We start from the raw sequence: 18,637 nt of genomic DNA, 5'->3' as shown, positions 1-18,637 counted from the left end.
TCCCTTCTCTGTGCATTCCCGGTCAGCCCCGCTTCCGGTTGATCATGACATACAGCACCACCGGTGCTCCGAATACGGCAGTCACCGAGCTGATGCTGAGCTCCGTCGGTGAAAAAACCGTCCGGGCAATGAGATCACAGAACAGGCAAAACACAGCTCCGCCCAGGAAACATGCCGGGATCACCAAGATCGGTTTTGCCGTTTTCAGAAGATTCTTCATCAGCTGTGGCACTGCAATACCCACAAAAGAAATGGGTCCGGCAAAGGCCGTCACACAGGCGGAAAGCACACTGGAAAGCAGGATCAGCTCCACCCGGAAACGGCTGATGTTTACACCCATGTTTCTTGCATAAGCCTCGCCCAGCTGATAGGCATTCATCGGTTTGGATAAGAAAAAAGCCAGCACCAGAGCTATGAAGACAACCACAGCCATGAGAAATACGTTGTTCCAGTTCATACCGGAAAAACTTCCTTGTGACCAGTTATGAAGATTGACTATATTTGAATCATCCGCAAACGTCACTACAAAATCCGTTACCGCAGAGCAGATATAACCGATCATGACGCCGCAGATTACCAGCATGGACATGTTTCGCACTTTTCTGGAGACCAGAAGCACGAAACCCATGGAGATCAGAGAGCCAACAAAGGCGGCCAGGATCATGACCGCAGAACCGGCCGTAAGTCCTTTTCCAAGAAGAAAAATCATAGTCAAAGCTACCGTAAGCTTTGCTCCGGAAGAAATCCCCAGAACAAAGGGACCCGCTATGGGATTGTTGAAAAAGGTCTGGAGCAGAAAGCCGGATACAGACAGTGCTCCACCCAGGATCAATGCCGCCAGGATCCTCGGAAGCCGGATGGACCAGATGATATTTCTGGCCGTTTCATCCCCTTCCCTTCGAAACAGGATCCGGAACACATCCCCGATGCTCACAGAGACACTGCCGGCATTGATGTTCCAGAAGATCAGAACTGCCAGCAGCACCGCTAAACTCACAAATGAAAAAATATAACGGATCTTTCCTCTTTTTTTCATATTACTCCAATCGATACAGGTAAGTAAGGCCGTCCGGATCATCCTCCGTCAGCATCCGGTGGATATCCATGATTACATCGCCAAGACAAGTGGTTTCCTGAAACATGCTCTTGGTCAGACACCAGACATTGCCTTCTTTGACTGCCTTGAAATCCTTCAGAAGCTCGCTTTTTTTCAAAAGCTCGTCCAGTGATTTCAATTCTCCGTCAATGGTACTGTTATAAATGATATAGTCTGCATCCCTGGCTCCCGCATAGAAATCTTCCATTCCCATATTCATGGTAGAAAGCCCTTCTTCGTCCGTACCCAGATCGTTAAAAATGTAGTTTCCGCCAGCCAGCTCGATCATTTTCGACACATAATCATTGGATTTACGTACATTGGCAGAGCCCATGGAATTGATATAGAAGAAAGCCACTGTTTTTCCTGTATTCTCACTGTCTTTGATGGAATTCAGCTTCTCTGCCTGCTCCTCAAAGACGGCCTCCGCCTCTTCTTCTTTGTCCAGAAGTGCACCGTACAGCTTTACCCATTCCGTCCGGCCCAGAGGATGGTTTTCATAGCTGGAATGTTCCACCAGCACCGGAATGCCAAATTCCTCCAGTTTTTCCTTTACCTCCGGATTGTGATAGATCATGGTGGATTCCAGAGCCAGGTCGCATTTTTTCGACAGGATCAGCTCATAATCCGGTGCGTTGTATTTTCCGGCAAAAGAAACCGCTCCGCTCTCCAGCGCCTCTTTCGCTTCATCGATATACCAGCCGTCCGCCTTGGTTCCGGAAAGGCTGATGCTTCCGATCCCATCCAAAGCCCGGAAAAAATCCATCGTGGAAGTCGCCACCAGATAGATATTTTCCAATGGCTGATGGATCACGGTAATGTCTTCGTCCAGCCCTTCCGGTGCTTCTTTTCCCTCCGGCACCAGAAGAAACTGGTCGCCGCCTTCAATCGTAATCAGGGCATAATCGCCCTCATAATAATCCACGGCAAACTGATCCGCATACTGAAGCTCCAGACTGTGGTCATATTTGAGTCCTGCCAGATCCTCCTTCGCAGTGCCAGCTCCGGCCATCTCACTGGTTTCTTCGGCTGCGAAGCTCCGGATGGGAACCAGCGCTGCCGAAGAAGAAAAGATCACAGAAAACCCCAGGACTGCGTTCAGAAGCCATCCTGTTCTTTTTTTCATTTTTATTCTGCCTTTTCCATAGTAGAAGAATCAAACTGCAGGGTGTACTCGATCTCGTGAGGCTCGCTCATAGCTACGGTATCTCCAACGACTTCCATCGGATAATCGAAGCCATCTACCGGGATCTCAAAAGTAGAATTTCCCTCGGTGTTTACCGGCTCGTATTTCTCACCGTCTACCAGCATATAATCATAGTTCGGGCTGCTCCATACGATGGTTGCAGTTGCCTTGCCGTCTTTGATCGTAATGGCTGCCGGAGAATCTACGGTTGCTCTGCCGCTTCCGCCCTCCAGAGTTACCTCTGTCGTGTAATCGCCATCCTCCAGATTCAGATCAGCAACGGTCTTTTTCTCTGCGCCGTCCTCTTTCACCGGATTCTTGACGCTGACTTTGTGGTCGTACCATTTGCCTTTTTTGCCGATGGCTGCCACGGTAAACTCTTCATCAATGGCCGGCACCGGGATATCGAAGCCATAAACCTCCTCAGAAGTTCCGTCTTTATAGGTTACGGTATCGGTAGTCGGCTCCAGAAGCTCTGCGCCGTCTTTTTTCGCATCCTCGGAGGTTCCCATGAAAAGATTCAGGAAGCCTTTGCCGCTTAAAGATATGTGAATGGTCATCTCACCGTCCTTTACAGTCAGAACGCCTTTCCCTTCATTTGCCTCGTTGACATGGAACATGGAGCTGTCCGTATCAAACTCTGCGGTGTAGGTGCCATCCTCCAGAACGCCCTCTGCCTCGGTTTCGGTCTCGCTGCCGGTCTCCGTCTCAGCCTCGGATACCATCTCGGTAACAGCTGTCTCGGTTTCGGTCTCTGCTGCCATTGCCACAGGAGCTGCCATCATGGCAGTAGCACAGATCAGTGATAAAAAGAATGTCATGGAACGTTTCATAATCAATTTCCTCCTCTTTTACAACAACTGCCCGGATGTCTTTGAAAACATTCCGGGCAGCTGAGATTTATCCTTTTGTTTGAATGCAGTCACAAAAGCGGATTGCGAATGTCCGCTTTATTGATTATTTTGCGATAGAATCAATAGCTTCTTTTGTATGCTCTACATAAATCTGCTCAACAGCATCGATTCTTCCCAGTCCTTCGATCTGGCAGTCAACGCTGTCAAATGCTCCGGAAGCCTCGAACTGGCTCTTCCAGGAATCCTCATCATCGCCTGCCATATCGTTGTTAGCGTGGTCACCAGCTACAACCATCAGCGGACGAAGAACAACTTTCTTGAAGCCTGCATCCTGAACCTTCTTGATAACCTCTTCACAAGCGGTATCTTCCGGCTTACCCTCTACCGTACCGATGAAAGCATTGGTGAATCCAAGCTCTTCCATCTGGGTCTGCATCTGATCATAGGTTACATTTGCAGTATGGGAAGTACCATGACCCATAAATACAAATGCAGTTCCATCCTCAGCTGCTGCTTCCATGCTGTCATAACCGGCTGCTTTTACAGCTTCATCGGTGATCGCCTGGGCAACTGCCTTCTTGTCGTCATTGATAACGGTAGCGTCGTCGCCTACCTCGCCCAGCATCGGCTCTGCGATGGCTACGGACTCAAATTTATCTTTATAACCGTCGATCGCTTCTACCATCTCATCGTACTCAGCGCCGTGCATCAGATGAGTCGGCTGTACCACCAGGTTTTTAACGCCATTGTCAACGGCACGCTGAAGAGCCTGATCCATATTGTCGATCTTCTCGTCATCTCTTGCCTGTACATGGTTGATGATGATCTGAGCGGTGAATGCTCTTCTTACAGACCAGTCCGGATATGCTTCCTGCAGAGCATCCTCGATGCCCTTGATATCCTCTGCACGGCTGTCGTTGAAGGAAGTACCAAAGCTTACAACCAAAAGTTCGTTCTCACCGATCTCATCGCCGTTGCGGGGATCGTCTTTGGAAGCGTCGCCGGTGTCACGTCCGAAATACTCCGGGCTTGCCTCTTCACCTTCAACCAGCTCTTTCTGAGCGTCGGTCAGCTGATCCCATGCTTCTTTGGCTGCGGTACAGTCTGCATCGGTGGTATCGGTTCTCTCCTGAACATAGATCTTATCGATCAGAGCTGCTACATTATCAGCTGCTGCCTGATCGTCGCTCTCAGTGGCATCCTCAGATGCTGCTTCGGTTGCTGTCTCTGTTACAGCCTCGCTTGCTGCTTCTGTTACAGCCTCAGTGGCTGTCTCAGTCTCCGTCTCGGAAGCATATACGCTTGCGGAACCCATCATTGTGATGGTGGATACACTCATCATGATTGCCAGAGCTTTTACCATTTTGTTTTTCATGTTACTTCTCCTCCTTGATCCAGACACAGATCTTTATGGTCTGACGTCCTGATGTATATAAATTTTTGCATCAGCGAAAATCACAGGATACGGAGACAAGAAAAATTTCCGGTTTTTCTGGAAAATCACAGAAAAAAACCTCTTACATCAATATGTAAAAGGATCGCGGGAAAAGATGATCGGTACAATCAATTACTCGTGACCCGGGATAATATCCCCGTACCAACATAAGGCAGGTTTCCTGGCTTACAGATCATTGTCTTTGCCGCCTTCCCGGTTTCCCAGTGGCACTTTTGGCTCTGACTCCCTGTTTACAGTGACGAGATCGCGCAGGACTTTCACCTGCTTCTCTTTTACCCGTTTATCGACAACTTCTTCTGTCAAAAACGGCACCTCATGCTTTCTTATTTAATTTTCAGTAACAGTTCAGAACATCAGCGAAATGAAAAATCAGACTATGCAAACTTGTTTGCAATAGGATGAATTTTTATTTCGGAATGGGCGGAACGCCCATTAGCCTCAGACAAAAGCTGCGAATGCAGCGAGAGCGCATGCAATGCGCGAGTCTGTGGCCTGTTGTTTTGAACGTCCTGAACAGTTACAATTTTCAACTGTTCGGAGCGGCTATGGATTCTTCACGCTCTTAGTCGTATCATAGCACACTCCGATTCAAAGTACAAGCTGTTTTTCGTTCATTCTGTCCTTGCTTTTTTGGCATCTTTTGATCTTTTCCAAAATGCAGCCTGCTGCATGACAGGTAAAAAAATCAGAAGCCCAGTGTATCATTGACCAGGATCACATGGATTCTGTCTGCATGGCGGGAATATCTGGTGATCAGAAACTGACAGCAGATTGTATCCGGTGATTTGCAGTCAAAACATTTTCCGGTCTCCTTACAGGGAGTCTTAATGTCAAAACGCTGTGCATTTGCCGGTGCTGCCACATTTCTCGCACGTTTCATCGCTTCATCGAGATCGGAACAGACTTTGTTCATTCCGACAATAAACACTACTTTTTTCGGTCCCTGTGCAATGCAGGAGACACGGTTGGCATTTCCGTCAATGTTGATCATAATACCGTCGTTTGTAATGGCATTGGCGCTGGAAAGAAAAATATCTGCATCATAGGCAGCCAGAAGACCTTCTCTTGGTGCAAGCTTCGCCCGGTCAATATAGTTGTAATTGCCGTCTTCCAGTACCTGGATGAGGCCGATCTCCTGTGCACTCATACAGCCGCCCATCGCAATGCTGCTTCCTTCCGGGATCAGCTCCAGAGCGAGCTTTACCGCCTCTTCCTTATCTGCCGCATAATAACCGGACATGTTGCGGGATTTCAGACCCTTGATCACGGTCTGGGCAAGCAGTTCGTTTCTTTTTCTCATGTTTTCATCCATAGGTAACGTCCTCCTTTGTGCATGAATATACTTCTTTTTTCATAGATATCAGCTGTAAAAATTCTTTTTCGCTCACTATGACTGCGGATTGTTCCGCTGCAAAGCAGCTTATAGATTAGTTTATCAAAAATCTGACAGAAAAACAATGTTACTCCTTTATTCTTTTTTCTGTAAATATCCCCCCCGGTAGCTTGTGAACAACTATAGACATGTTATAATCCGGTATTTTATTAACCAGCAGAAAATTGAGTTTTCCAAAACATTGCTTATGGAAGGAATGTCCGTCACCGATATTGCTATGCTGCTGAATTTCAACACAAGCAGCTATTTTTCCACAGTATTCAAAAAATTTACGGCATTATCTCCTATGGATTATTTGAAAAAACAACAGGATTCCTAAGAAGGCGCACTAATATAATACCTGCAGCTCCATTATTTATGAGCGCAACTATTTTCATATAGCGAAAAGAGGAATTGCCGCTTTCGCAGCAATTCCTCTTCGTTTCCCATTTATTAAATTCCCGTATTTCAGCGCTTACTGCACAGCTGCAAAAAAATCTAATAAAATTTTATTATTTTTTTACAGGATTTTTAATAGGTTCCATAGAACCGATTTCTCCCCGGAATGTAATAGCAGGTCCGCAGACAGGCTTCAGCCACCGGACAATATTTCCGATTACCTTCTGTATTTCTGTGTTGTAGTACACCGGAAACTCTTCGTGTCCAGGTGCAAAGAAAAATACTTTTCCTGCTCCTTTATGCCAGCTGACTCCACTCCTGAGTACCTCGCCTCCTTCAAACCAGCTTATGAACACAATGTCATCCGGAGTTGGTATGCCATAGGGCTCCCCATACATTTCGCTTCCCGGAATTTCAATATATTCCTTTTCCATTCCTTCCACTGCAGGATGACTCCGATTTACCACCCATACACGTTCCATTTCTCCTACTTCACGATATTTTCCTACATTTGAGTTGATACCCAAAAGCTTTTTGGCTGGCTTAGAGCCAAGGCTTGCATGAAGGAAAAGTAATCCCATTCCGTTTAATACTGCTTCAACCACTCGATTTGTCACTTCGTCACTGACCTGATCGTCATACAGATGGCTCCACCAAACCAAAACATCCGTATTATCTATAATTTCTTGTGAAAGGCCATTCTCCGGCTGAGAGAGATTGCGCGCAACCACTTCAAAATCAGTATCTTTTCCCAAAAATTCTGCCAGATAGGTGTTAATATCATTTGGATATAGAGCAATTGCCCTTGGCTCCAGTTGGGGATCAATCCCCTCGCTCCACACTGTGACTCTTATTTTTTTCATTTCTGTTCTCCTCCTTATTCTTACCCTTTTACTGCTCCTGATGTCATACCGGCAATAATATATTTTTGCATACAGATATACAAAATTAAAATCGGCAGAAGGGTCAATACGATTACCGCACAAATTTTTCCCCAATCCTGGCTTAAAAAGCCCCAGTAATTGTATACCGTAAGGATCATTCCCCACTTTTGGGAACTATTTAAGATATAAAGCGGTGTCATAAAATCATTCCAACAGCTAATAAAGGTTAAGGTAGTTGCTGTAATGGTAATGGGTTTTAACAGGGGAAAAATAACTAAAAAGAATAACTTTCTTATATCTGCCCCATCTATAATACTGGCCTCATCCAATTCTATCGGAATATTGGTTATGAAATTATAGATAAGAAATGTTGCAAAGGGAATTCCAAGGGCTACATTGACAATGATAATTCCTGCATATGTTCCGCTCAAATGAAGAAACTTCAAAATCTGAAGGGTTGTAATATAATTTACCGGAGCAATCAGTCCTGCAAAAAAAAGATAAAATACAAAGGAATGGAATTTCGTTCTTCTCCTGTGTATCACAAAGGCTGCCATGGAACTGAATACAATACAGAAAATCACGCACATTCCGGCAATTAAGGTACTGTTAAAAAATGCCCGAAGCATATTTCCTTCCTGGACTACCGTTTGGTAGTTGGACAGCATCCATCCTTCTTTTGGAAGGCTCAGGGACATAGAGGCTGATTCTCTCTGATTTTTGAAAGAGTTAATTAAAATTACCGCAAATGGAATCAATACGATGAAGCTGAATATCCAGCCTACAATGGCGGATATTGCCTGATTACATATTCTTTTTTGCTTTCTGGTCATAAATCAGGCCTCCTTTGGTGCAATTATTTTCAGAGTACACAATGCAATAATCATCGTAACAATACAGATAAAGGTAGATAACGCATTGGAAAGACCGTAAGCTCCCATACCGTATGTTTTAAATACAAAGGTATTGATCACCTGCGTAGTATTTCCCGGTCCTCCGTTTGTAAGTGACATAACAATATCAAATACTTTCAAACCATGAATCGTATTAAGAATCAGATTAATCGTAATGGACGGAAGCAAAAACGGTGCTGTAATATGACGGAACAATGCCCATTTTCCTGCGCCGTCCAGAGAGGCCGCTTCATAATATTCACGGTCAATCATCTGCAGTCCCGCCAAAAAAATTACCATATTTAATCCGATGGATTTCCAAATTTCTACACTGATAACCGATGGCAAAGCAGAGGATTTATTGGTGAGCCATCCTCTTGTGATGCTCTCTAAGCCCACTGAGGATAAAATTGCATTCAGTACACCATCCGGTGCCAAAACTGAGGAAAATACAATACCAATAATTAACGATGAAATAGCAAAAGGCATAAAGTAGATTCCTCTTAGCAGCTGCTGACTGGGAAATTTTCGGTTAAAAAACAATGCCAGCAAAAGTCCGAAACCAATTTTTCCGATTGCAGAAGTTACCGTAAAAACAAAAGTATTTTTGATAGCAAGAAGGTAACTGTTTTTTGGATTAAATATTTCAATGTAGTTCCTAAGACCTACAAACTTAATTTCCGGTCTCATAGAGTTCCAGTTTGTAAATGAATATCCAATTCCGGCAATGACAGGAACAAGGAAGAAAATGAAATATATAATTAGCGCTGGCATTAAAAATCTTGTTTTATATATTTTCTTTTTATACATAGTCGTTGCTCCTTACTGCGATTGGCGGGGCTGCCCTAAGCTGCAGCCCCTTCGCCTTTTATTTCTATTCTGTTATGCCGAACATCATTGCTCTATCATTGTCCATCTGTTCAATTACTTCTTCCGGTGTCTTATCGCCGATCCAGTTTTCGATATAAGCCTTTCCGATCGCGTCTGCACTGTAGAACGGAATAGATGCTGCAAAGTCTGCTCCCATTTGGTTGTCACAAGCTTCCACAAGAGAATTCCACAATACATTTTCTTTCAGTTCAATACCTTCAAATGGGATATTGGGGCTTGTCATTTCATCATAATAGTACTGAAGATTTTCCTGCCTTGCCAGGAAATCAAAATACAATTTTGCTTCTTCGACGTGTTTGGATTCTTTGTTGATAACGGTACCCATATTTCCGCCATTGTGAGAGAAAGTATTATTTCCTGCCAAAGGAACGAGACCCATTTGCCATTTGTCTGCTGCATTCTCCGGGTACTGTTTCAGAAGGTCATCCATTGCTCCGATATTGGTAAGCATCATACCAAATTCACCGCTGGCCATTTTTTCTGTACGGTCATTCCAGGTATAGGACAGCCAGTCTTCTTCCTCACCGAAATAGCCTGCCTGAACCATTTCACTGAGCTGTTCTGTAAAAGTAAGCATTTCCGGATAGTCCGCAAATTTTCCTTCCGGAGTATTTAATTTTTCATACATATCCGGATATTTTCTGTTCAGGAAATCTGCTATCTCAAGTACCCATACGCAGCCGTGCCATGCATCTGCTCCCGGCTCAAAGATCGGAACAATGCCTTTTTCTTTGTAAATTTCACAAAGCTCTACCAGTTCTTCATATGTTGTTGGGATTTCTTTTCCGGTTTCCTTCAGAAGATCCATATTATAAATTAATCCATATCCGTCAATGGAGTTCCGGCTGAGGAAAATAATTTTTCCATCATAAGTAGAACATTCTTTGCCCCAATCCAGATATCTGGATACCCATTCCTGGTCGGAAAGATCAAGGGCATATTTGTCCGGAGAATACTCTAAAATACCACGGCCGGTATTTGCATAAAAGATATCTACGCCCTCACCGGATGCTAACTTCGCCTTTACGATATTTACATACTGATCATTGGGATTAAGCTGAAAATCAATCTTAATTCCTGTCTCTTCTGTAAATTCTTCTGCCAGCTTCCTGTCCCTGTCTTTAATCCAGTCAGCTGCTGCAGCGACAGTCAGTGTCACGTCACTTTTTCCCTTTGCTTCTGCCACCACGGAACCTCCTCCAAGGCTACCTGCAACCATTGCACCTGTCAGCATGAGTGATAAAAATCTTTTTTTCATTTGTAAACCCTCCTTTGTTTTGTTTTCTTTCTGTTTCTGATGAGCCTAGTATAGTTGATTTTGTTGGATTCATGAATACACAAAACAAACTTTACCGCATGGATAAAAAAACACCGGATACAGCTTTACACTGTATCCGACGTATCTATCAGGCCGCCAATGAGAATTGAGGCACCATGGTCCGGACAATTCTCTATTTTAAATACGGTCTTCTCTTTATAATAAAAATTCATCCGCAGATAGATATTCAAAATTCCCATCCCGTTCAGAGAAAGCTCCGGTATATTTCCCGTTGACTGAATGATTTGAAGCTCTTTATCCAGTTCCAGAAGCGATTCTTTAGAAAAACCAATCCCATTATCCTTTACACAAATAAACCACTGATTTTCTTTTGTCCAACCGGATAATTGAATTTCCCAAACAGGCTTCGTTGCAGTGGCATATTTTACAGAATTTTCGATCAAAGGCTGTATCACTAATTTCGGAATCAGAATCTCATCCATTTCATCAGACACATCAATAAGGAACTTGATATCATCCATAAATCGCATTTTAATCAAATTCATGTAGTTTTTCGTATGGGACATTTCGTCCTTAAGCGGCACCAGATGCAGGGCTTCACTGGATATATAGGACAGCATATCCGATAAATTTCTGCAAGCCCATTGTACGTTTGATTTCTCCTCATTATCTGCCATAATGCTGATAACTGTCAGTGTATTATACAAAAAATGGGGATTCATCTGTGCCTGCAGAGCCAGCATTCGTGAATGCATTTCCATATTTTTTAATTTGACAACTTCCTCCAGTGATTCGTGGATCCGAAGAACCATTTTATTGAAAACCTTGTTTAACTGTTCCAATTCATCTACGCCGGCCTGAATCTGTGTTTCATAATCCGAGCTGATATCATCCAGGGTCAAGCTTTTTACAGATTTGTATAACTTATCAATGGGCTCTGAATATACGCGCGACATTTTCGTGGAGAATATGCCAACGCCAACTAACATTAAGATACTTAAAAGAAGAATCTGCATAACCAAATGCTTGAGCGGGCGGCTGAAAACCTTGTCAGGAACAATTAGAATTACTTTCCATCCATAATGTTCCGTCTGTGGAAAGAAAATATGTTCCTGTTCCTGATTCACAGGATTTTTGTATATCATTCTTCCCTGAGACTTTTCTTCCATAAGTGCCGCAGTCTCCTGATAATGTTTCAAATTTTCTTCGTCCAGTTCTAAGGGGTATACTAAGCTGCCATCTTTATCCAGAATGACGATTTTCCTCTCCTCGGTAACTTCGCCTTCCAGATAAACAGTGGATATCATCAATTCTTCCAATGCTTCATAGGCCATCTGAATCTCCACAGCACCCTCCACGGAGCCGCCAATTATGGAGCCAAAACCCCGGCTTAAGGAAATTACCTGTTTAGGAAGTTCGTTTAAAACACTTTCCATTGTTGGCGATATTACCAGCTTACCGCCTTTTTCTATGGTGGTTTCCAGCCAGGGAATTTCCTGCAGCTTTGCCTCACTTAAAGGACGATAATTATATTCTTGTCCAAAGGCTAAGCGATGGCCGGAAAGGTTTACAATGTTCATATGATAAAATCCAAGTTTTGGCCCTATAATGCCATACAAAATCTCATTCAGCTGATTTGTCAGGCGGTAGGTATCTGCAGCATCCGTGCTGTTGGGCAGTTTCTTGAAAAACAGTTCTCGAACATCCTTTGAAAAAGTGATTCGTTCTGACAGATTGGATATTTGCCTGATCTCATCGTCCAGGCGGTTCTCTACGTTCTGAGATAGCTGAATCATCGAATTATCCAACTGTTCCTGCATCATGCGGTATGTTTGGGTAATATATACAATAATAAATACCATTACCACTACAAGAAGAGCTGTGGCATACATTTCAAACATTTTCCGTTTGATTGTCTTTTTCCTTTTTTTCATAATTATTCTCCTTCCTGATTTCAGTATCTACTATTTTCCCCAAAAAATCAACACAAATCAGAAATATATTTGTATATTTTGACATTATGTGATATAATTTTCACATAAATTTATGGGGGATATGGTTATGTCAAGTAATTTTCGCGTTGTCCTTGCAGAGGATGAGCCTCGTATTTTACAATTCCTGGAAAGGAAAATACAATGCCTGGATTCACGCTTTGAAGTTGTTGGTTCTGCACGCAATGGAATGGATGCTCTCGCACTTGTGGAAGAGCTTCATCCCCATGCATTATTTTCCGATGTGCAGATGCCTGTTATGAACGGATTGGAGCTTTTAGCCCAAGTCAAAAGCTCATGTCCTGATGTGAAAGCTGTCATTATCAGTGGTTTTCGGGATTTTGATTATGTAAGAGAGGCGATGCGATACGAGGCTGTGGATTATCTCCTAAAGCCGGTACTTGATGAAGATCTCTTAAAGCTTTTGCACAAATTGGCCGACGAATTAGAAGAAGCCGTAAGGCTGCAAGAACGGGAGGCTATTTCCAAGGCCATTGAAAACCGCCTGGATCTGACGATTTCCTCTGTTCTTTCTCATCCGCAGAACTATTGTATTACCCTCATTGCAATTGGACATTTGATGAACAACTCCTCTCAGATTCTCCATTCCAGAGTTTTTCAAAATATCTGGAAAAAGATTGACTTTCAACGCATTCTGGAAAAAAGCGGAATTGCTCTAAAAAACTGGTGGTTCTGTGACGGATGGAATGTAAACCATAAATATTTGGTTTGTTACGCGGAGGAAATGGCTGCTGTAGAATCAGGTCTGCCTGTTTTGCTGGATGAGCTGAAACCTTTTTCCGGAGGATATCCTGTCAACCTATGTATGCTTCCGGATGCACTTCCACTTTACAAGTTGCATGAGGGCGTCCTTGCTCTTCAGGAGTCTGTGGGACGAGCTTTAATCCCGGGAATTAGCCAGATTCTCCCTTTAAAAAGTGAAGAAACCAAAGATTCTCATCCCGCAATCCTGACCTCCAATCAAAGCCAGCTTCTCAAAAGCCTTATTTCTTCCGGCCGTACAGATGAGGTAAAAAAGCAGCTTGAAAATACTTTACAGAATTGGATTGACTGCAGATATCCCCAGATGGTTTTTGAGAACGGATTGCGGCAGCTTTTCCGGCTTTTGGCTTCTGCTACCTCCATAACGGACGAAAATGAGCTTTATTTGGTACAGTATCATACATTGGCGTTTTTCTCTACATGCCGTACACCGGAAGAGCTTTTTCCGGAAATATGGGAAGCAGCTTTGCACTTTTTGAATAAGCAGGCTCTTGAAAAAGATTATGGCCGAAAAACCGCAGAGGATGTAGAGCAATATATCCGGCTCCATTATACCGAAGATATCTCTTTAGAGACAATTGCATCTATTATGGGATTCCACTCAGTGTATCTGAACCGGATTTTTAAAAAAGAAAAGCAGATTACTCCCATCCAGTTTTTGATTAACCTTCGCATAGAAAAGGCGAAAGAGTTTATTCTCCAACATCCTGATTGGGATTTTACTACAATTGGCGAAAGTGTCGGTTACCATGATCCGCACTATTTCAGCCGCGCGTTTAAGAAGGTTTCCGGCATGTCTCCTTCAGAATATCGCAGCATGGTTCATGTTTCTTTAAAAATATAAACATATTTGGGGGCTGTTTTCACAGCCCCCATTCTCATGAAGTGATTATTTTCCGACAGTTTCTTTTGGAAAACAGCGCCATACGATCAGAAAAACAACTGCTAAAGAAATCCACGGAATAAACATGGCAAGATAAAAAGAGATTGCATTTGCAATTCTTCCTACCAGCCATCCGCATACCATACCGCCTACCGAGGTAAAAATACCTACCACACTGGATACCTTTGCGGAAGCATGCGGAAACCATGCGCAGGAAATTGCAAATGTCAGCGGATAAATCGCACCTGTACACAAACCAAGTATAAATACTGTTCCAACCCATATAATGGGAGTTTGAAACAGCATGCCCATTGTCAAAATTCCCACGCCTCCCAGGCTTCCAAAAAGTATAAAGCTTCTGGGAGAAATTTTTTCCGAAACCGATGCACTGATGGTTCGGCTGATTACCATTCCGATCCAATAGATGGTCATACAGACAGATGTAAATTCTGCCGTGTATCTTGCTGGATTTTCTGTTTGAAGAAAGGTTTGGAACCAGGTGCTGAAAGTATTTTGATGACCTCCCATATACAGAAAGCTCATGATGCATAATGCAAGCATTCCCTTGTTTCGCAATAGCGAAGACAGCTTTTGGGAAGGTTGATTTTCTTTTGGTATATCTTTTCTATCAGCTTCTATGGCTAAGGCCGGCTCTTTTATTTTCGCCATAATGAGAAAATAGGAAAGTCCTGCGAGCAATACCACAGCTGCCAGAAACAGATATGAATACCTCCAATGGAAGCCCAGCTTTTCCAGGGCCATCGGATAAAGCGGTCCTAACAGGGAACCGATTCCGAAAAACATATGTACCAGATTAATATATTTAGCCCTATGTTCTCCATAAAGATCCGAAACATATGCGGTAACAATTAAATTCAGAGAACTGGTGAATATTCCCAATATTACTAAAAAGCACAGCAATGCTGCAAAAGGCGGCATCGAGCCGATCAGGGCTAACGAGATACTGATTCCAATAAACATAGCGCCCATTAATATGCTTTTCCGATATCTGTCTCCCAGTAATCCGGTCAAAATCATCGCCCCAATATTTCCCATGCTTGTAAATACAGAGAAGAGTCCCGCCTGGGCCAGGGAAAGATGGTAGTCCTCAATAATACGCGGCAGCGCCGTGCTGAACATTGTTCCGGTTACTGCAAAGGCAATCATAAATGAGAATGCATATGCCGTAAATATAAATCTTCTTTTATATTCCATATAAAAACCTGCCTATCCTATTTTCTCTTTACCCGGGACTATTTTTCCATATGCTGTTTTAAGTATTCCTGAACATCAATTACCTGTCCGGTTCTTACGCTTTCAATTGCCGCATATGTAAGCGCACAGCACTGAAGATTTTCTTCATACATGGTTGTCGGCGGATCGCCTCCGTCCAGCCAGCGTACAAAATCATGGATAATTAATGCGTGATCCCAATATTCCTGTTCTAAAAGAGGGATTTCCGCACTCTTGGGATAAGGATATCCCATATCGCTTCTTACAGTAACTTTTCGATGATCTGCCACAATCGTTGCATTGGTACATTCTGCCCGAAGGTACTCATCGCTCCATCCATCCATTCCGGAACCATTCACAAAGGATTCCTCAAACACAGCACGGGTACCGTTTTCCATTTCCACAATTGCCAAGCCGCTTACACCGGAAGAGAGTTCCGGTGCACCAACCCAACAGTTTGCATAAACTGATTTGGCATTGCAGCCGCAAATTCCCCGGATGGTATCAAGATTGTGAATCAGCGCGCTGGATATCAGTGTTTCCGGGCTGGATTCGTAATGAGGCGTTCTCTTCATAGTCAGTCTGCTGACAACATAATTTAATTTTCCGTAATCTCCGGATTTCACCATAGCCTCAACTGTTTGTTTTTCCACCTCAAAGCGATGGCTCATGGTTACTGCCAATTTTCTTCCTGCAGCTTTTATCTTCCGGCAAATTCGTATACTGGATTCTATAGAATCTCCCAACGGCTTCTCACAGATGACATCCACTCCCGCAGCAATCGCTGCGTCAATCACATTCTCGTGGAATTCCGGAGGCACAACTACATTCACAAAATCCGCTTCATTTTCCATTAAAGCTTTTTGAAGATCTGTGTAGCACTTTTCCGGTTTAAGGCCAACAAATTTTTCCGCATTTTTCAGTGCTGCTTCATTGACATCTACTGCTGCAACTACTTCTGCAAAGGGATTTACCCTGGGCATAATTACTTCCAGCCAATATGCCCCAAATCCGCCGCATCCGACTTGAATCATTTTCTTCTTTACACTCATATTCAAACCTCCACTTCTTGCATACCTGCATATGTTTGATATTAGTGTAACGATATTTCCCTTTTGGGTAAACGCACAAAAGAAACCTGTTGGCGTGGATAAAAATATATCGCAGCTATGTCATGAAACAAAAAATAAGCCCGGAAACCAGCATATTAAAACACCGGGTTCCCAGGCTTTTATTAATTTGTTATCAGGCGTCACCTTTCATAATGTGTCCACATACGGATTATCTTTACATATCCTTCATAATCAATTTCTTCATGCGTGTTTGGTTCTTCTATAACCTGAAATGCAATCCTATGCTGAATATTAATTCTTCTGGAACAGTATCCCTGTAAGTTTCCCACCAGTTTTTCATATGCCGGAGGATTCTGAAACGGATCTTTTTTCATAATCTCAATCAATTCTCTGGCTTTTTTGTCCAGCCCACAGGATTTCAAGTTCTTTATGTCTTTAGCAGCCTGTTTGGTATAGATAATCCTGTACATTACCATTCCACCTCTGACTCATCAAGACATTCAGAAATATTCCTATTTCCTCCCTCAATGATAGATTCTGCCATACCAGGAATAGACATCAGATACAGCGTTTCTTCAATCGCTTTCCAGTCTTCCTCACCAATCAGAACTGCATTTTTTCCTCTCGTATTAGTAATGGTTACCGGAGTGCTGCTTGCATTTACGTCCTGTATCAGCTGATAAATATTCTCTCTAGCTTTTGTTGCTGTAATTGCTGTCATAATATCACCTCTTTTTCCTTTATTATAACGTACGTTTTAACGTTCGTCAATGCATTTTATTTATATCTTTTCTTTTTCTCCAGTATACGCAAAAGTTTGTTATAAAGCAACGGACAATACAGAACATTTCCATGGTCTGGTTTTATCGAGCCAGCCTTGCTCCGCCCAATATTTCCCGTCAAGGTATTCCGGATCGTTTTTATGTAATGACTGCTGCATCAAACGGCAAACGAAAAACTTGATTTTTGTGGTCAAATTTGTACGGGCAGGTTTCGTGTAATCCATATGTACATATTTTCGAGATAACTTTTTCATCTTTCCCGTAAGCTCTTCCTGCTTTTTTACAGAAAGTTTATCCCAAAAAACATTTCCCATCAATGCGCCGGTAAATATTCCAATGTCAGATATTCCCCACCAGGATAAACTTTGCTTAATATCCTTTGCAGCAGATTTTGCTCCCGCACCCAAGCATTGCGTGATAATCACTGCCCGTTTTCCAAACATCTCCGTTGCAGGGCGGTGCGGCATCCAACGGTATGCGAAATGGTCGAGAAATGCTTTCATTGCACCCGTAGCGTGATACACATAGGCAGGAGAAGTCATAATAATCAAATCCGCTTCTAAAAGCGATCTATCCACTTTTCCTATATATTCTGCGTCTTTGCAGGTATTCTCGCCTTTCAGCGTACAACTTATACAGCCGGTGCAGAAATTGGGGCAATCCTTCGGAAGATAATATTCCGTAATAATTGCTTTATCCCTAAACTCTGCTAAAAACATTTCTTTTAATCGGTAGGTTACTCCGTGTTTTTCTGTTCCGTTTATGACAGTAATATACATTCCAGATATTAACAAAGCAGCTGATACAGGACGTATATAAAGTAGATGCGTCTATCATTGAAGTTTCCCGGCGAAAAGTGGTAATTCCTGAAAGGTTGTGCTGTAATTGCTGATGTAAGTGGGGACTTACTTTGTTTTCTTGTTTTCTCATTTTCCCATCACCCTGCAGAAGATCACCGCCACCCCAGTACTCACTGCCGTTGCCAGAATGGCCGGGAATGTAATGGCGGCGGGGTTCACGCTGCCATACTGGCTGCGGTAAGCGATCATGGTGACAGGGATCAGCTGAAGAGAGGAAATATTCATGATCAGGAAGGTACACATTTCCCGGCTGGCGGTCCCGGGCGGCACCGGTTTACTGTCCGGAAGTCTGCCGCTCCGCCGCTTTTCTTCCAGACTTTCCAGATCCTTCATGGCTTTTAGGCCTGCCGGGGTGGCTGCCATGCCAAGGCCAAGGAAATTAGCGATAAAATTCATGGAGATCGACTCATAAGCCGGATGGTCCGCCGGGATCTTTGGAAAAAGAAAACGGATCAGAGGCCGGATCTTCCGGCAGAGCTGTTCTGTAAGCCCTGCGTCCTTCGCAACTTCCATCAGTCCCTGCCAGAAGGCAAGGATTCCCGTCATTGTCATACAGAGTGTCACTGCCTCCCGGGAGGCACTTAAAACAGCATCTGTGATTTCCTGCATCCGCCCGTTAAACGCCCCGTATAAAATTCCAACTAGCAGCATACCGCCCCAGAGAAGATTCATAGAAAAAACCTCCGCATGGGATTTTTTATATCCTATGCGGAGGTTTGATA

At 43.4% G+C, this 18,637-nt stretch carries 18 protein-coding genes and 1 riboswitch; of the genes, 2 read left to right on the top strand and 16 right to left on the bottom strand.

Translation table 11 applies throughout. The features are described from left to right. Window positions 1–22 precede the first annotated feature (22 nt). The 5 genes from DXA57_RS07485 to DXA57_RS07465 form a co-directional block, all read right to left on the bottom strand. Window positions 23–1,036 carry a FecCD family ABC transporter permease gene (locus tag DXA57_RS07485; RefSeq protein WP_117766166.1) on the bottom strand — a complete coding sequence of 338 codons (1,014 nt, stop codon included), beginning with the start codon at window positions 1,034–1,036 and terminating at the stop codon, window positions 23–25. Between the two features lies 1 nt (window position 1,037). Beyond that, window positions 1,038–2,108: an ABC transporter substrate-binding protein gene (locus tag DXA57_RS07480; protein WP_442857672.1), complete on the bottom strand. Its 1,071-nt coding sequence runs from the start codon at window positions 2,106–2,108 to the stop codon at window positions 1,038–1,040. Window positions 2,109–2,224: 116 nt separating this feature from the next. Continuing rightward, a complete protein-coding gene (locus DXA57_RS07475) occupies window positions 2,225–3,115 on the bottom strand; it encodes a hypothetical protein (protein ID WP_117766162.1) in 891 nt (296 codons plus the stop codon). 124 nt (window positions 3,116–3,239) lie between these two features. After that, entirely contained in the window at window positions 3,240–4,511 is a 1,272-nt protein-coding gene (locus tag DXA57_RS07470) for a sirohydrochlorin cobaltochelatase (protein WP_117766160.1), read from the bottom strand. A gap of 214 nt (window positions 4,512–4,725) precedes the next feature. After that, a riboswitch (cobalamin riboswitch) is annotated at window positions 4,726–4,923 on the bottom strand. Window positions 4,924–5,277: 354 nt separating this feature from the next. Continuing rightward, entirely contained in the window at window positions 5,278–5,904 is a 627-nt protein-coding gene (locus tag DXA57_RS07465) for a lactate utilization protein (RefSeq protein WP_117766158.1), read from the bottom strand. A 193-nt stretch (window positions 5,905–6,097) separates the two neighbouring features. On the opposite strand from DXA57_RS07465, the gene DXA57_RS17910 reads away from it, so the two are divergent. After that, window positions 6,098–6,304, top strand: a complete 207-nt coding sequence (locus DXA57_RS17910) for a helix-turn-helix domain-containing protein (protein WP_117766156.1) — start codon at window positions 6,098–6,100, stop codon at window positions 6,302–6,304. Between the two features lie 172 nt (window positions 6,305–6,476). Here the strand turns inward: DXA57_RS17910 and DXA57_RS07455 are convergent, their stop codons facing one another. The 5 genes from DXA57_RS07455 to DXA57_RS07435 form a co-directional block, all read right to left on the bottom strand. Continuing rightward, on the bottom strand, window positions 6,477–7,226 hold the full coding sequence (locus DXA57_RS07455) for a ThuA domain-containing protein (protein ID WP_117766154.1): 750 nt from the start codon (window positions 7,224–7,226) through the stop codon (window positions 6,477–6,479). 20 nt (window positions 7,227–7,246) lie between these two features. Continuing rightward, the gene (locus DXA57_RS07450) at window positions 7,247–8,080 is read right to left on the bottom strand and encodes a carbohydrate ABC transporter permease (protein WP_117766152.1); all 834 of its coding nucleotides are present in this window, start codon (window positions 8,078–8,080) and stop codon (window positions 7,247–7,249) included. A gap of 3 nt (window positions 8,081–8,083) precedes the next feature. Beyond that, window positions 8,084–8,950, bottom strand: a complete 867-nt coding sequence (locus tag DXA57_RS07445; RefSeq protein ID WP_117766150.1) for a carbohydrate ABC transporter permease — start codon at window positions 8,948–8,950, stop codon at window positions 8,084–8,086. A gap of 64 nt (window positions 8,951–9,014) precedes the next feature. After that, complete coding sequence (locus tag DXA57_RS07440; RefSeq protein WP_117766148.1) at window positions 9,015–10,289, bottom strand: ABC transporter substrate-binding protein; 1,275 nt, start codon at window positions 10,287–10,289, stop codon at window positions 9,015–9,017. 125 nt (window positions 10,290–10,414) lie between these two features. Continuing rightward, window positions 10,415–12,244, bottom strand: coding sequence for a cache domain-containing sensor histidine kinase (locus tag DXA57_RS07435; protein ID WP_117766145.1), 1,830 nt, complete (start codon window positions 12,242–12,244; stop codon window positions 10,415–10,417). A 127-nt stretch (window positions 12,245–12,371) separates the two neighbouring features. On the opposite strand from DXA57_RS07435, the gene DXA57_RS07430 reads away from it, so the two are divergent. Next, entirely contained in the window at window positions 12,372–13,928 is a 1,557-nt protein-coding gene (locus tag DXA57_RS07430; protein ID WP_158571258.1) for a response regulator, read from the top strand. Between the two features lie 45 nt (window positions 13,929–13,973). Here the strand turns inward: DXA57_RS07430 and DXA57_RS07425 are convergent, their stop codons facing one another. From DXA57_RS07425 to DXA57_RS07400, 6 genes are all read right to left on the bottom strand, one after another. Then, window positions 13,974–15,182: an MFS transporter gene (locus DXA57_RS07425; protein ID WP_117766141.1), complete on the bottom strand. Its 1,209-nt coding sequence runs from the start codon at window positions 15,180–15,182 to the stop codon at window positions 13,974–13,976. Between the two features lie 38 nt (window positions 15,183–15,220). Next, complete coding sequence (locus DXA57_RS07420; protein ID WP_117766139.1) at window positions 15,221–16,252, bottom strand: Gfo/Idh/MocA family protein; 1,032 nt, start codon at window positions 16,250–16,252, stop codon at window positions 15,221–15,223. Window positions 16,253–16,452: 200 nt separating this feature from the next. After that, entirely contained in the window at window positions 16,453–16,743 is a 291-nt protein-coding gene (locus DXA57_RS07415) for a Txe/YoeB family addiction module toxin (RefSeq protein ID WP_117766137.1), read from the bottom strand. Further along, window positions 16,743–16,994: a type II toxin-antitoxin system Phd/YefM family antitoxin gene (locus DXA57_RS07410; protein ID WP_117766135.1), complete on the bottom strand. Its 252-nt coding sequence runs from the start codon at window positions 16,992–16,994 to the stop codon at window positions 16,743–16,745. The genes DXA57_RS07415 and DXA57_RS07410 overlap by 1 nt, the downstream gene beginning before the upstream one ends. A 99-nt stretch (window positions 16,995–17,093) precedes the next feature. Next, the gene (locus tag DXA57_RS07405; protein ID WP_117766133.1) at window positions 17,094–17,834 is read right to left on the bottom strand and encodes a flavodoxin family protein; all 741 of its coding nucleotides are present in this window, start codon (window positions 17,832–17,834) and stop codon (window positions 17,094–17,096) included. A gap of 147 nt (window positions 17,835–17,981) precedes the next feature. Then, complete coding sequence (locus DXA57_RS07400; RefSeq protein ID WP_117766414.1) at window positions 17,982–18,587, bottom strand: nucleoside recognition protein; 606 nt, start codon at window positions 18,585–18,587, stop codon at window positions 17,982–17,984. Window positions 18,588–18,637 lie beyond the last annotated feature (50 nt).

The sequence above is a fragment of the Blautia sp. OF03-15BH genome (assembly GCF_003463065.1).
Taxonomy (GTDB): Bacteria; Bacillota; Clostridia; order Lachnospirales; family Lachnospiraceae; genus Limivivens.
This window is presented reverse-complemented; position numbering and strand designations above follow the sequence as displayed.

Bases quoted from the DNA above. Each gene is read 5' to 3' on its own strand.
- DXA57_RS07485 (WP_117766166.1), bottom strand. From the start codon at position 1,036: ATGAAAAAAAGAGGAAAGATCCGTTATATTTTTTCATTTGTGAGTTTA.
- DXA57_RS07480 (WP_442857672.1), bottom strand. From the start codon at position 2,108: ATGGCCGGAGCTGGCACTGCGAAGGAGGATCTGGCAGGACTCAAATAT.
- DXA57_RS07475 (WP_117766162.1), bottom strand. From the start codon at position 3,115: ATGAAACGTTCCATGACATTCTTTTTATCACTGATCTGTGCTACTGCC.
- DXA57_RS07470 (WP_117766160.1), bottom strand. From the start codon at position 4,511: ATGAAAAACAAAATGGTAAAAGCTCTGGCAATCATGATGAGTGTATCC.
- DXA57_RS07465 (WP_117766158.1), bottom strand. From the start codon at position 5,904: ATGGATGAAAACATGAGAAAAAGAAACGAACTGCTTGCCCAGACCGTG.
- DXA57_RS07455 (WP_117766154.1), bottom strand. From the start codon at position 7,226: ATGAAAAAAATAAGAGTCACAGTGTGGAGCGAGGGGATTGATCCCCAA.
- DXA57_RS07450 (WP_117766152.1), bottom strand. From the start codon at position 8,080: ATGACCAGAAAGCAAAAAAGAATATGTAATCAGGCAATATCCGCCATT.
- DXA57_RS07445 (WP_117766150.1), bottom strand. From the start codon at position 8,950: ATGTATAAAAAGAAAATATATAAAACAAGATTTTTAATGCCAGCGCTA.
- DXA57_RS07440 (WP_117766148.1), bottom strand. From the start codon at position 10,289: ATGAAAAAAAGATTTTTATCACTCATGCTGACAGGTGCAATGGTTGCA.
- DXA57_RS07435 (WP_117766145.1), bottom strand. From the start codon at position 12,244: ATGAAAAAAAGGAAAAAGACAATCAAACGGAAAATGTTTGAAATGTAT.
- DXA57_RS07430 (WP_158571258.1), top strand. From the start codon at position 12,372: ATGTCAAGTAATTTTCGCGTTGTCCTTGCAGAGGATGAGCCTCGTATT.
- DXA57_RS07425 (WP_117766141.1), bottom strand. From the start codon at position 15,182: ATGGAATATAAAAGAAGATTTATATTTACGGCATATGCATTCTCATTT.
- DXA57_RS07420 (WP_117766139.1), bottom strand. From the start codon at position 16,252: ATGAGTGTAAAGAAGAAAATGATTCAAGTCGGATGCGGCGGATTTGGG.
- DXA57_RS07415 (WP_117766137.1), bottom strand. From the start codon at position 16,743: ATGTACAGGATTATCTATACCAAACAGGCTGCTAAAGACATAAAGAAC.
- DXA57_RS07410 (WP_117766135.1), bottom strand. From the start codon at position 16,994: ATGACAGCAATTACAGCAACAAAAGCTAGAGAGAATATTTATCAGCTG.
- DXA57_RS07405 (WP_117766133.1), bottom strand. From the start codon at position 17,834: ATGTATATTACTGTCATAAACGGAACAGAAAAACACGGAGTAACCTAC.
- DXA57_RS07400 (WP_117766414.1), bottom strand. From the start codon at position 18,587: ATGAATCTTCTCTGGGGCGGTATGCTGCTAGTTGGAATTTTATACGGG.